Origin of the sequence: Amycolatopsis sp. FBCC-B4732 (assembly GCF_023008405.1) — a bacterium.
GTDB lineage: Bacteria > Actinomycetota > Actinomycetes > Mycobacteriales > Pseudonocardiaceae > Amycolatopsis > Amycolatopsis pretoriensis_A.
Genome location: NZ_CP095376.1, coordinates 3,717,321 through 3,728,975, shown reverse-complemented (window position 1 = coordinate 3,728,975; position 11,655 = coordinate 3,717,321). Strand labels below are relative to the sequence as shown.

Here is an 11,655-nt window from a genome sequence, read left to right as displayed (position 1 = left end):
TGAGTTTTAACCTGTTCGGCGTGGTCGTGGGTTGCTCGACTTGGCGTTCTTGCCGCGTCTGGGTTTTCGGGTGTTCGAGCTGGTGACGGTGTGGACGTCGTGGCGTGACGCGGGCCGGTGGTTGGGCGTTCCGGAGGGACGTCCGGGACCGGGTCGTGAAGGTTTCGGGACACTGGCCGGACAGCCAAGTTGTGGACGCAGGTTCCGAAACCCCCGGCGGACCCTGGCCGGGGTGAGCCGACCGGATGATCGGGGTTTCTCCCAGGGCCGGCGCAGATCCGCTGTCAGATCACGGGCAAGGCGCAGCTGGGTGTAAGCGGTCAACAGCAACCAGGTCCAGCGGTCGGCCGCCTCGGGCCCACGGAGTTTCGGGGTGGTCCAGCCGAGGGTTTGCTTGAGCATGCGGAAGGTGTGCTCGATGTCGAACCGGCGCAGGAACGCCTGCCAGGCCAGATCGACCTCGGCCTGACCGAGGCCGGTGCGGGAGTGCCAGAGCCACACCGGTTTCGGGATCGCGCCGGAAGGCAGGCGCTCGACCTGCAGCCGGATCACGGTGCCTTCGATGATCGGCAGAGGGCCGCCGTGGCCGGCCCAGGCGATGCGGTGGGTCAACCGCGGGTGCAGCCGGTCCCAGGCCCGGATCAACGCAGGACCGTAGAGCCGGGTCGTGGTGTCGGTGACGACATCAGGCTCACCCCAGGTCGCTGGATCGCCGAAGGCGAACTCGGCGCCGTGGCGCCGGGGTCTGCTCAGGGTGGCCGGTGGCTGCGGGCCGACCGGGCGATGCAGGACCCGGTCGGTGCGCATTCTCACCAGCACGGTGATCGGGAGATCGGCCAGCACGTGCGCCAGGCGGGGGCCGTCGTAGCCGGCGTCGGCGACCAGCAGAATCTGCGGGTCTCCTGGTTGCCAGTGCCCGGCCGCGACCAGCCGGTCCACGACATCACGGATCTGCCGGGCGGTCACGTTCGCCGCGTTGTCGCCGGGGGTGAGCCGGACCGCATCCAGCGGCGCGGTCCACGAACCGCGCCCGGACTCGAGCGCGACGATCACAGAGTAGGGCCAGCCTGGGACCATCATGTGCTGGTCTTTGCCGCGTCCGTAGGTGTGACACAGGATCCGCTGCGGGCAGGTGTGGGCTTCCGGACGCAGCCAGCAGGTCACATCCACCGCCAGCACCAGCCGCCCGTCCGCGGCACGCGGCAGGGAGACCTCGCTCAGCGCGGTGCGTAGCCGATCGATGTCGACACGTCCGCGCGCCAGCGCGGCATAGCCACTGCCGTGGCCACGACGGTGCTCGCCGGCCAGGGACAGCTCCGCGATCGACCGGACCGGCCCGTCCGAGCACAATACGGCCTCGGTCAGCTCGAACAACGCGTCCGCCCGCCGGGTCAGACATCGGTAGAACTCCTGCCGGAGCACGGACAACTCCCCGGCCGCACTGCCGTCACCGGCGGAGTCCCCGCTGATCAACTGAAGCCCCTGGTTCGATCTTCCTTCTGTCGCAAGAAGGAATGATCGACCAGGGGCTTCACTCATGATCAGCGGGGTCTCCGCCGGCCACTCAGACGTTAAAACTCAAGCTAGGAGCTGTCCTGTAAGTCATCGGAGCCAGAGCACGATGGCGGCGATGGTGAGTTCAGCCTGGTAGTAGGCGGCGCGTTTGGCGTAGCGGGTGGCTAGGTCATGGAACTGTTTGAGCCGGTTGAAGCAGCGTTCCACCACGTTGCGTTACTTGTAGACCTCGGCATCGAACGCGGGCGACCTGCCGGCACCGCGGACGCCCAGGCCCGAGCCGGGCGAAACTGATGCCATCCAGCAGCGGCAGCAACTGCGGGTTCTCCCCGGCTTGGCCTGGGGCGAGCAGGATCCGTATCGGCAGGCCACGCCCTTCGACGGCGAGGTGGATTTTGGTGCTCAGTCCGCCGCGGGGCCGCTCGAGTCCTTCCCCGTCGAGGGCGAGCGCTTCGACTCCGTCGCTGCATCCCCCTTTTCCGGGCGCCAGCAGCATGCTGATGAGCCCGGACCACGCTCGAGTCGACCGAGATGATCCATTCGAGGTCGCCGACGGCGTCGTCTTCGACGATCACCCGGTCGAGGATCTTGTCCCAGGTGCCGTCTTTGGTCCATAACCGCAGCCGCTCATGCGCGGTGTTCCAGGGCCCATACCGTTCGGGCAGGTCACGCCACGGGGGCACCGGTGCGCAGCTTCCACAGGATCGCGTTGATGACTTGGCGGTGATTCCGCCATCGCCGCCCACCGCTTTGCTGCGGTGGCAGCAACGGCTCGATCACCGCCCACGCCTTATCCGTCAACCCGCCGCGACCAACCACCCGGCACAACTACCAGACCCGCAGCTCAACCACTTACAGGACCTAGTACAAGCGCGTTGTACGGAATTTGGACCCGCGTGTGGCGCACTGGCGCCATGCGAATTCCGAAAGCGATCGTCCTCGCGCTGACCGTGGTGGCCGGCGCACTGGCGCTGCCCGGGACGGCGAGCGCCGCCTACAGCGACCCGCTGACGACCACCACGAAGCAGAACCTGGTCTGGCACGCGACCCCGGCCGCGGCGCTGACCGCGCTGGACAACGCGCTGCCGAACGTCAGCCTCAACACGGTCGTCAACGACACCAGCTACGCGATGACCGGCTGCACCAGCGCGGAAAAGGCGGCGCTGCCGAAGGCGCCCGTGGCGACGAAGTCGCTGTGCTGGGACAGCGAACGGGCGGGCAGCACGACGTGGGTGCCCCAGGGCATCACGACTTCCGGCGACGCCGACGACGACGGCTTGTGGGGCGCGGACAAGATCATCCTGTCCGGCTGGCACGGCACCACCGAGCTCGGCCGCTACAACGATGCGCGGATCCAGGCTGTCAACTACGACGACCCGGCCGCGGCCGCGCACCGGATGATGTACCTGGCCGTGCCGAACAGCACCGGCAGCAGCTTCTCCTCGGCGCAGGCGCACATGGGCGGGATGGCCTGGTACGGCGACAAGATCTACGTCACCGCGGTGGGCAACACGTCCACCGCGATCCGCGTCTTCAGCACCAAGCACATCCTGCAGCTGAGCGACACGACGTCGAACGCGATCGGCAAGACCTCCGGCGGGTACGCGGCCTACACCTACAAGTACGCGATGATGCAGGTCGGGTACTACTCGTACGCGGGTGGCACGTGCAGCATGTCCTCCGACACGGGCGTGCCGTGCTTCTCGTCGCTGTCGCTGGACCGCAGCACCAGCCCGGCTTCGGTGGTGACGACGGAGTACTTCTCCGACCAGACCCGCCACGGCCGCCTGTACCGCTTCCCGATGGGCACGGACTACCTGCTGACCGGCACCGCGTCCGAGGCGTACCGCAGTTCCGTCGGGAACATGCAGGGAGTGTTGTCCCACAACGGCAAGTGGTACGTCGCCCACAGCTCGGCCACCCGCAACGGCCAGCTCTGGACCCAGACGACGACGGCGAGCACGTCGGCGACCTGCGGCACGACGACGGCCTGCTGGGCGGTCCACCCGGAAGCGCTGACGTACGACTGGGCGACGGGCCTGGTCTGGTCCCAGTCGGAGTGGTCGACGGCGGACTGCAAGGCACAGAACCAGACGTGCGGCCGTGCGGTGTTCGCGGTGCCGCTGACGTCGCTGGGCTAACGGCACGCGAGAAGTCGGCTGACGCTCGGGCCAAGCACCCCGATGTGGTTTTCTCAGTAGCGGTGTTGGTGTTCATGGTGGGTGAGCACGAGGGTGGCCTGGGTGATGGCGCCGATGCGATGGCGGCAGAGGGTGATGCGGGTGAGGGTGCGCCACCAGGTTTTGAGCATCGCCTTCGCGCGTTCGCCGAGACAGCGAAGGCGGGCGTGGAGCAGGTTGTAGGCCGGATTGTCGCTGGCGAGAGGTGGTTGACCCGCGGTTTTCTTGACCGGAGTCAGGACACCGACGCCTGCTGAGTGGCAGGCCTCGTCAGCGAGGGTCGTGAGGCCTCGGCCGGCAGCAGCGGTGAGGGCGCCGCTGATGCCGAGTTCTCGGGCGGCGCCGTCTCAGGGCAACACGCACCCCCCCACCCGTCCCTACTGAGAAAACCTCATCGGGGCGCATCGCGAGCCGCGCTCACCGAACCTCGGCCGCGCGTCACCTGCCGTCCAAAAGGGACGTTCCGAGCGCCGTGATCAGGTACCGGACCTGGCGCCCGGAACGTTCCCGCTCCACCAGTCCCGTTTCGCGCAGGACGGCCAAGTGCTGCGAGACCGCGCTGGGCGTGACGCCGAAGGCGCGGGCCAGGTCGGTCGTCGTCGCGGGGGAGCGGAGGGCTTCGAGGAGCCCGGCCCGCGCGCGGCCGAGCAACCGGACCGTGCTTCGAGGCGGGGGCCGGGTGCCCGCCGTCCACAGGGCGCCGCGGCCGCGGGCCGGGTAGCGGACCGTCGTCTGCGTGGACGTGTTCCGCTTGACCAGGACGTGCGGTGAGCCGAGCACGACCGGGATCAGCACGAGCCCGCCGGGACCGCGGTTGACCGGGCGGGCGCCGTCGAGCAGCAGCTTCCCCTCGTGCCAGCGCAGGTCCGGGTGCAGGCCGGTGAACAGCCGCTGCGCGCCGCCCGTGGCCAGCTCCCGGGCGCGGTGGGCGACGTCGGCGTCGAGGACGGCCCGGATCCGCGGCCAGTGCGGGGCCACCAGGCGCTCGTGGGCCGCGCGCAGCTCCGCGGTGATCGCCTTCAGCCCGGCCGCCGGGTGGGCGGCGAGGTCGGCGGCCGGCCCGGGGAGCTCCGCGCCGAACACGCGGGTGAGGCTGGCCCGGACCTGGCGGGCGGTCGTGCGCCGCAGGGCGGCGAGGTCGTCCTCGATGGACGGACCCGACCCCCGCGGCGCGGGCACCAGGAACTCCGGCCAGCTGGGCCGGTCGTTGACCAGAAGCGGCCACGTCCACGCGAGGTCCAGGGGCTCGCGGGCCAGCTCGCCGGTCGCCCAGCGCAGCCACGGCAGGGCTTCCGCCTGCCGTTCGCGGCCGCCGAGCTGCTGCAGGCACGCCACCGTTTCCGACAGCGGGGAGACGGCGACGCGGGTCGCCGCCAGCTCGGCGACGTCGAGTTCCACCGTGAGCGCCACGGTCCCGAGTATGTAGCACCGCGCTAAACGGTGTCCGGCGCCGCCGGAGGGCCGGAGGATCGCGGGATGACCCGGCTGCCCCACCGGCGCCTGTGGTGGGCGACCGGCGTCGACAACCTCGGCACCGGCGCGTTCACCGCGGCGGTGCCCCTCCTGACCGTCACCGTGACGCGCGATCCCCGGCTCGTGTCCCTCGTCGCGACCGCGGCCTACCTCCCGTGGCTGCTGCTGGCCCTGCCGGCGGGTGCGCTGGCCGACCGCTGCGACCGGGCCACGCTGATGTGGCGGGCGCAGGCGGTCCAAGCCGCGCTGGCCGCCGCGATCGCCGTGCTCGCGGCGGGCGGCCGCATCGGCGTCCCGGTGCTCGCCGTCCTCGCGTTCGGCCTCGGCGCCGGCGACGTCGTGTTCGGCACCGCCGCGCAGGCGATCCTGCCGGACCTGATCGCCCGCCCGTTGCTGCCGCGGGCGAACGGCCGCCAGCAGGCGATCACGACCGTCACCCAGCAGTTCGCCGGGCCACCGCTGGGCAGCGCGTTGTTCGGCGTCGCGGCGGCCCTGCCGTTCGGGCTCGACGCCGTCTCGTTCGCGGTGTCCGCCGCGGTCGTGGCCACGCTGCCCCGGCGCGCCCGCGGCGAGGCACGGCGTTCCGGCGTCCGCGAGGGGCTGACCTGGCTCCGCCGGCACCGGCTGCTGCGGACCCTCGCCGTCCTGCTGGGGATCAACACCTTCGGCGGCCAGCTCGCCAACGCGGTCCTGGTGCTGCTCGCCACGCAGGTGGTGCACGTCGGCGCGCGCGGCTACGGCGTGCTGCTCGCCGCCGCGGCGCTCGGCAGCGTCGCCGGGGGCCTGGTCAACGCGCGGGTCGTGGCCGCGATCGGGACCCGGGCGGCGCTGCTGACGGCGCTGACCGTCAACGTCGGCGCGTTCGCCGGCCTCGGCCTGAGCTCCGCCGCCGTGCCGATGGGGGCGTTCCTGGCCGTGAACGGCTTCGCCACGACGCTCTGGAACATCGTCGCCGTCGGCCTTCGCCAGCGGCTCGTGCCGCCCGCGCTGCTCGGCCGCGTCACCGGCGCGTACCGCCTGCTCGGCTGGGGCCTGATCCCCGCCGGCACGCTGACCGGCGGGCTGGTCGCGCACGCGCTGGGCCTGCGGGCGCCCTACCTCCTGGCGGCCGCCGTGCGCGGGATCGCGCTGCTGGTGGCGCTGCCGGTGCTGGTGCGCGAGCTCCGGGACGACGTCAGCTGACCGGCGCCGGCGCCGGCTCCGGTTCGTGCGCCGACGGCGGTGGCGGGGTGGCCGCGGCCCGGCGGCGCTCCCACCACGCCTTCCCTCGCCGGACCAGCACCGGCCCCGCCACGACGCACAGCGCGAGCGCCGCGACGTCGAGCAGGTACGCCGCCAGCCACACGTGCTTGGCGATCTCGAAGTAGCCGTCGCCGACCACCGACATCGTCACGATGCCGAGCGCGCTCGTCACGGCCACTCCCGCGACGACGCCGTAGCGGGTCGTCGCGGGACGGCGGCGCAGCAGCGCGAACACCGTCGCGGCCAGGCCCAGCAGGACGAGCAGGACCGGCCACCACCACAGGCCCATGCTGTCGAGCCACGCCTGGAACGTCGTCGCGTCGCCGCCCATGTCGCCGCTGACCGGGGCCGAGTTGTCCGGGGGCCGGGTCGTCGCCGTCCACGGCTCGTCCGGCAGGTACGGGAGGCTGCGCCCGAGGGTGGCCTGCAGGCCGGTGCCGATCGCGGACGCCAGCGCGCCGGGGTGCGTCAGCAGCAGGTCCCAGACCTTGTGCTTGACCGGCGCCGGGTTCTCCAGCAGCACGTCCGCGCCGGCCAGCGCTGCCGGGCCGTCCGGGTAGTACGCGTGGCCCGCGCTCCGCTGCGCCTCCGCCGGCAGCCCGAGCCCGGCCGCCGAGCCCGGGAACTCGACCAGGCCGAGGGTGTAGACCACGTTGACCGCGTTGACGTCGGCGTAGTTGCGGTCCTGCCAGGCGAGGTTGGCCCGGATCGGGGCGATGAGCTCCAGCACGAGCAGGACGGCGAGCACCGGCCCGACGATCCGGCCGGACCACCAGCGGCCCCGGCCCGGCCGGGCCGCGGTCACCGCGCACACGAGCACGGCCAGCACGAACAGCGGCAGGAAGCCGATCTTCGCCAGCCCGCCCACGACCCCGCCGACGGCGACGAGGCCGAGCGCCGCCAGCCGCGCGAAGCCGTCCTCGGCCTTGGTCGCGGCGATCACCGCCAGCCCGCACAGCAGCGCGTACGCGCCGAACAACCCGGCGGGCTCGGCGAAGGTCGAGATGAACAGCCGTGCGAAGGACGGCTCGAGCAGCGGCAGCAACGGCGGAAGCAGGAAGAGCAGGCGCCGGGTGCCGCGGGCCTGCACCGCCCACGCGGCCGGCAGCGTGACCAGGAAGACCAGGAGCACGTAGAGCCAGCCCAGCTTGACCAGGCTGAACGCGCCGTCCCCGCCGGCGACGGACTCGAAGAGCACCGCGGCGCTCGAGGGCTGCGGATCCGGGCACGGCGTACCGCGGCCGAAGTCGAGCACCACGCCGCCGAGCCAGCTCGCCTTGTGGTCCGGCGTGGCCGGCGTCAGTCCGGGCCCGCAGAACAACCGGTAACCGTCCCCGTTGTCCCCGGCGCCGGTCGGTGTACCGCCCAGCAGACCGAGGACGAGCGCCAGCACGAGCGCGGCGATCGCCGCGGTCGCCGTGGCGATCCCCACCCTCTTCATGCCGGTCAGCGTAGGTGGTCGGTTCGCCCGGTGGTTCCGGAACTCCCGATTTCCCGTTTCGCGCCCGCCGTCCCCGGGTGCCTGTGCTCAGGCGCCCGGGTGGCCGCACGCGTAGACGTTCGCCGAGGCGAGCGCCACGCAGGCGGGGCAGGTGTTCACCGGCCGGTCACGGCGGCCGTAGTAGGGGTGGCGGGCACCGCACAGCGCCGTGAGCACGTCCCCGGGCCGGGGCTCCGGGTGGCACCGGGGGCAGAAGGCGTGCGCTGCGCGTTCGACGTCGGTGCTCATGGCACCGGAGTACCCGTGGTGGCGATGCGCGAACCCAGGACCGCGCGGCCGCCGGTGAAGCACCAGATCGCGATGACCGGGTCGCAGAGCGCGCAGCCGAACGACGAATCGTGCGCGAACGGCAGGATCGGCTGCCCCTTGAGGTGGTGCACGACGTCCCAGCCGGTGTGCAGCAGCCAGCCGACGCCGACAAACGTCCACGAGTCGAGCCCGCGGAAGGCGACGTAGGTCATGACGGTGCAGAACACCAGTTCCCACGGCCCGAGCGCGCCGCCGGAGAGGTACGCGGCGCCCGCCCCGCCGACCACGACGGCGTTGAGCCGCCGCCGGTGCGCGTCGGGGACGAACGAGTTGAGCACGACGTAGAGGAGGCCGATCAGGATCGGCGCGAGGAACTGGATCACGCCGGAAACGCTAGGAACCGCCGTCGCCGCGGGCCAGTGGCTGTCCGGCCACCCTCCGCCGGGTTCTCGCCAGCGGAGACGGCTCCGTAAGGTGGGGACCGGGAACGATCAGGGTGGGCTGGATGAACGTGAAGGCGGACCGCGCGAGTGCGACGCGGGAAAGCATCCTCGTCACGGCGGAGCGGCTCTTCGCCGAGCACGGGGTGCATGTGGTGTCCAACCGGCACATCAGCGAGGCGGCCGGGCAGGGCAACAACGCGGCGGTGAACTACCACTTCGGCACGAAGGTGGACCTGGTTCGCGCGATCGTCCGCAAGCACGCGGAACCCATGGAGCGGCTGCGCGAGGAGCTGGTCGAGGCCGTCGGCGGCGCGGGCGACCTGCGCGACTGGGTGGCCTGCCTGGTCCGCCCGAGCACGAGCCACCTGCGGGAACTGGGTTCGCCGACGTGGTTCGCGCGGTTCAGCGCCCAGGTGATGACCGACCCGGCGCTGCGGGCGATCATCGCCGAGGAGTCCCTGTCCTCACCGGCACTGGCCCGCGCGGTCGAGGGCCTGAACCGCTGCCTGGACGGCCTGCCCGCGGACGTCCGCGCCGAGCGCGGCGACATGGCCCGCCAGCTGATGATCCACATGACGGCCGAGCGCGAACGCGCGCTGGCCGAGGGCACGGCGACGCCGAGGGCGAGCTGGGACGACGCGGGGACCGGGCTGATCGACGCGATCACCGGCCTGCTCCTGGCCCCGGTGTCGGGTCAGGACGTCTCGTAGGCCAGCGTCAGCCAGTCCCGGAACTCGTCGTCCACATCGGACACCTCGCGCAGCTTCAGCTGATGCCCCACACGGGCTCCGCTCGCCCAGCGCGCCGGCGCGATCCGCGCCGTCTCCACCGGGTGCGGCAGCCACAGGTACACCAGGACGTCCTTGGACCGCGGCCGCAGCTCGGCGAGCTTGTGGTCGCACTTGAGGAACACCCCGACCTTGACGGCATCCTCGTGGACGTCGCCGAGATCGCGCAGGTGCCCGACGACGGCGTCGTAGACCGCGCGCTGCCAGGGTGGTTTCCCGGCGAACGTCTCGTCGACGGTGCAGCCGGGCACGCAGGTGTGCCCTTGGCGGGCGCGGGCGAACTCGCGGTCGCAGCGCGGGCACGTCCAGCGGGTCGGCATGCCGTCCAGGATGGCACTCACCGCGCGGCGGGGCCGAGCGCGGCTGTTCACGAACCTGCTTCGCGCCTCCCACGGCAAGAGCTTCGCGGCGCCGTCAGCGGGCCGGGGGCACGATCCCGTACTCGTGGATCTTGCGGTAGATCGTCGCCCGCGAGATGCCCAGCAGCTTCGCCGCCCGGACCTTGTTGCCGTCCGCGTCTTCCAGGCACCGCACGATCGCGTCGCGCTCGATCGACTCGAACCGGTTGAGCGGGCGGCGGGCGACCGCGTGGAACTCCGCCGGGAGGTCGCCGGGGCGGATCGTGCCCGCGCGGCGGCGCTGGGCCACCTTGCGCAGCACCGCGTACAGCTGCCCGGTGTTGCCCGGCCACTCCGCCCGCATCAGCAGGTGCAGGGCCGCCGCCGAGCAGGTGAGCCGCCCGCCGTAGCCGAGCTTGCTCAGGACCAAGGGCACCAGCTCCGCCAGGTCCTCGACGTGGTGGCGCAGCGGCGGCACCCGGACCGTCCGCGGGAACGCTTTGAGCAGCTCGGCCAGCGCCGGTTCGGTCTCGGCCTCGGGGACCAGCGTGACGACGACCCAGGGCGCGGCGGGGTCGTCGCGCAGCCGGCGCAGGACGGCCGCGAGCGCGTTGGCCGCCGGGGCCGCCAGCCGGTCGGCGTGGCGGATGACCAGCGTGCGGATCGGGGCTTCGGCGTGCTCGCGCAGCAGGGCGTCGGGGTCCAGCGCGCCGGCCGCGTCGACGGCGACCAGGCGGGCCGCCGGGTGGTGGCGCTGGTGCAGGCCCTTCGCCAGGGTCAGCTTCCCGGTGCCCGCCTCGCCCTCGAGCGCGACCCACTCGCCGCGCTGGTGGCCGGCGTCGAGCTCGTGCCCGCAGCGCAGCCACAGCGGGGCCGAGCCGACCACGCCCGGCAGGTACATCGGCACCATCGGCATCGCCGCGGCCAGGGTCTCTTCCGCTTCGATCAGCTTCACCGACAGGACGCCGCCCGCGGTGTCGGTCTCGCGCTGGCCGGGGACGCGGCGGCAGAACACCCGGACCCGCAGGCCGCTGGAGAGCGACAGCGTCGCCGGGGTCCGCCGCCCCTCGGCCAGCGCTTCGGTGGCGTGGCCCAGCAGCACCGACTGGTCGGCCGGGTCGAGCAGCTGCCGGGCCCGGTCGTTCATCATCACGATGTCGTCGTTGAACGCCAGCACGATGCCCGTCCACCGGCGGCACGTCTGCAGGTAGGCCTGGAAGAGGATCATCTCCCGCAGATCGCTGTGGCGCAGCAGCGCCTGGCGGATCTGCTCGGCCGTCGAGCGGGCCAGCGCGATGAGCAGGCCGCCCGCGTCCTTGTGCCAGCAGGTGAGGTCGACCGCGCCGATCTTCTTGCCGGAGATCGGGTGGTGGATCGGCACGCCCGCGCACGCGAGGTTCTCCAGGTGCTCGGCGTAGTGCTCGTGGCCGAACACCGTGGTCGCGCGGCCGTCCTCCAGCGCGGTGCCGATGCCGTTGGTCCCCACCGACTGCTCGCCGTAGCTGAACCCCGGCACGAGCTCGACGCGCTCGAGGTGCCGCCGCAGGTCGGCGTCGCCGGTCCGCTGGGTGAGCACGACGCCGGCCGGGTCGGTGAGGATGAGGCTGATCGGCTGGCCGTCGAACTGCTCGCCGAGCTTGTGCAGCACCGGCTCCGCGCCGCGCATCAGCGGGATGTCGAGGTTGCGGTCGCCGAGGTAGTGCGGGTCGATCCGGTCGGCCTCGACGCGGAACTCCCGCGAGCGCCGCCACGAGGCGAGGATCGTCTGCCGGACGGTGCCGGGCGGCACCGCTTCGGCGGTCAGGAAACGCACCCGGGTGCGGGCGAGCTCGTCGTCGGCGAGCAGGGTTCCGGGCGCGATCTCGTCCACGTGACCTCCAGCTTCCCGCGGCCCACGTGGGTGCGGGCACACCCGTTGTGCCGCCC

11 protein-coding genes and 1 pseudogene are annotated in these 11,655 nt (G+C 72.4%); 3 read left to right on the top strand and 9 right to left on the bottom strand.

Going from position 1 to position 11,655, the window contains the following annotated elements:
* Window positions 1-6: 6 nt before the first annotated feature.
* The gene (locus tag MUY14_RS15935; RefSeq protein WP_247023789.1) at window positions 7-1,422 is read right to left on the bottom strand and encodes an NF041680 family putative transposase; all 1,416 of its coding nucleotides are present in this window, start codon (window positions 1,420-1,422) and stop codon (window positions 7-9) included.
* A 180-nt stretch (window positions 1,423-1,602) separates the two neighbouring features.
* A pseudogene (locus tag MUY14_RS15930) lies at window positions 1,603-2,316 on the bottom strand (IS5 family transposase).
* 113 nt (window positions 2,317-2,429) lie between these two features.
* Here MUY14_RS15930 and MUY14_RS15925 point away from each other — a divergent pair.
* The gene (locus MUY14_RS15925) at window positions 2,430-3,656 is read left to right on the top strand and encodes a hypothetical protein (RefSeq protein WP_247023788.1); all 1,227 of its coding nucleotides are present in this window, start codon (window positions 2,430-2,432) and stop codon (window positions 3,654-3,656) included.
* Between the two features lie 53 nt (window positions 3,657-3,709).
* On the opposite strand, the gene MUY14_RS47290 is transcribed toward MUY14_RS15925, so the two are convergent.
* Both MUY14_RS47290 and MUY14_RS15920 read right to left on the bottom strand, forming a co-directional pair.
* Window positions 3,710-4,018 carry a transposase family protein gene (locus tag MUY14_RS47290; protein ID WP_396126852.1) on the bottom strand — a complete coding sequence of 103 codons (309 nt, stop codon included), beginning with the start codon at window positions 4,016-4,018 and terminating at the stop codon, window positions 3,710-3,712.
* A gap of 115 nt (window positions 4,019-4,133) precedes the next feature.
* On the bottom strand, window positions 4,134-5,105 hold the full coding sequence (locus tag MUY14_RS15920; RefSeq protein ID WP_247023787.1) for a DUF5937 family protein: 972 nt from the start codon (window positions 5,103-5,105) through the stop codon (window positions 4,134-4,136).
* A gap of 66 nt (window positions 5,106-5,171) precedes the next feature.
* On the opposite strand from MUY14_RS15920, the gene MUY14_RS15915 reads away from it, so the two are divergent.
* A complete protein-coding gene (locus tag MUY14_RS15915; RefSeq protein WP_247023786.1) occupies window positions 5,172-6,350 on the top strand; it encodes an MFS transporter in 1,179 nt (392 codons plus the stop codon).
* On the opposite strand, the gene MUY14_RS15910 is transcribed toward MUY14_RS15915, so the two are convergent.
* The 3 genes from MUY14_RS15910 to MUY14_RS15900 form a co-directional block, all read right to left on the bottom strand.
* Window positions 6,343-7,851 carry a hypothetical protein gene (locus tag MUY14_RS15910; RefSeq protein WP_247023785.1) on the bottom strand — a complete coding sequence of 503 codons (1,509 nt, stop codon included), beginning with the start codon at window positions 7,849-7,851 and terminating at the stop codon, window positions 6,343-6,345. The genes MUY14_RS15915 and MUY14_RS15910 overlap by 8 nt on opposite strands.
* Window positions 7,852-7,938: 87 nt before the next feature.
* The gene (locus MUY14_RS15905) at window positions 7,939-8,139 is read right to left on the bottom strand and encodes a hypothetical protein (protein WP_247023784.1); all 201 of its coding nucleotides are present in this window, start codon (window positions 8,137-8,139) and stop codon (window positions 7,939-7,941) included.
* Window positions 8,136-8,543 carry a DUF6010 family protein gene (locus MUY14_RS15900; protein WP_247023783.1) on the bottom strand — a complete coding sequence of 136 codons (408 nt, stop codon included), beginning with the start codon at window positions 8,541-8,543 and terminating at the stop codon, window positions 8,136-8,138. The genes MUY14_RS15905 and MUY14_RS15900 overlap by 4 nt, the downstream gene beginning before the upstream one ends.
* A gap of 122 nt (window positions 8,544-8,665) precedes the next feature.
* On the opposite strand from MUY14_RS15900, the gene MUY14_RS15895 reads away from it, so the two are divergent.
* On the top strand, window positions 8,666-9,313 hold the full coding sequence (locus tag MUY14_RS15895) for a TetR/AcrR family transcriptional regulator (protein ID WP_247023782.1): 648 nt from the start codon (window positions 8,666-8,668) through the stop codon (window positions 9,311-9,313).
* On the opposite strand, the gene MUY14_RS15890 is transcribed toward MUY14_RS15895, so the two are convergent.
* A complete protein-coding gene (locus MUY14_RS15890; protein ID WP_247023781.1) occupies window positions 9,298-9,711 on the bottom strand; it encodes a DUF5655 domain-containing protein in 414 nt (137 codons plus the stop codon). The two genes, MUY14_RS15895 and MUY14_RS15890, sit on opposite strands and share 16 nt — an antisense overlap.
* Window positions 9,712-9,805: 94 nt before the next feature.
* Window positions 9,806-11,599 carry a sigma-54-dependent Fis family transcriptional regulator gene (locus MUY14_RS15885; protein WP_247023780.1) on the bottom strand — a complete coding sequence of 598 codons (1,794 nt, stop codon included), beginning with the start codon at window positions 11,597-11,599 and terminating at the stop codon, window positions 9,806-9,808.
* Window positions 11,600-11,655: the final 56 nt, after the last annotated feature.

Bases quoted from the DNA above. Each gene is read 5' to 3' on its own strand.
- MUY14_RS15890 (WP_247023781.1), bottom strand. From the start codon at position 9,711: ATGCCGACCCGCTGGACGTGCCCGCGCTGCGACCGCGAGTTCGCCCGC.
- MUY14_RS15905 (WP_247023784.1), bottom strand. From the start codon at position 8,139: ATGAGCACCGACGTCGAACGCGCAGCGCACGCCTTCTGCCCCCGGTGC.
- MUY14_RS15925 (WP_247023788.1), top strand. From the start codon at position 2,430: ATGCGAATTCCGAAAGCGATCGTCCTCGCGCTGACCGTGGTGGCCGGC.
- MUY14_RS15895 (WP_247023782.1), top strand. From the start codon at position 8,666: ATGAACGTGAAGGCGGACCGCGCGAGTGCGACGCGGGAAAGCATCCTC.
- MUY14_RS15910 (WP_247023785.1), bottom strand. From the start codon at position 7,851: ATGAAGAGGGTGGGGATCGCCACGGCGACCGCGGCGATCGCCGCGCTC.
- MUY14_RS15915 (WP_247023786.1), top strand. From the start codon at position 5,172: ATGACCCGGCTGCCCCACCGGCGCCTGTGGTGGGCGACCGGCGTCGAC.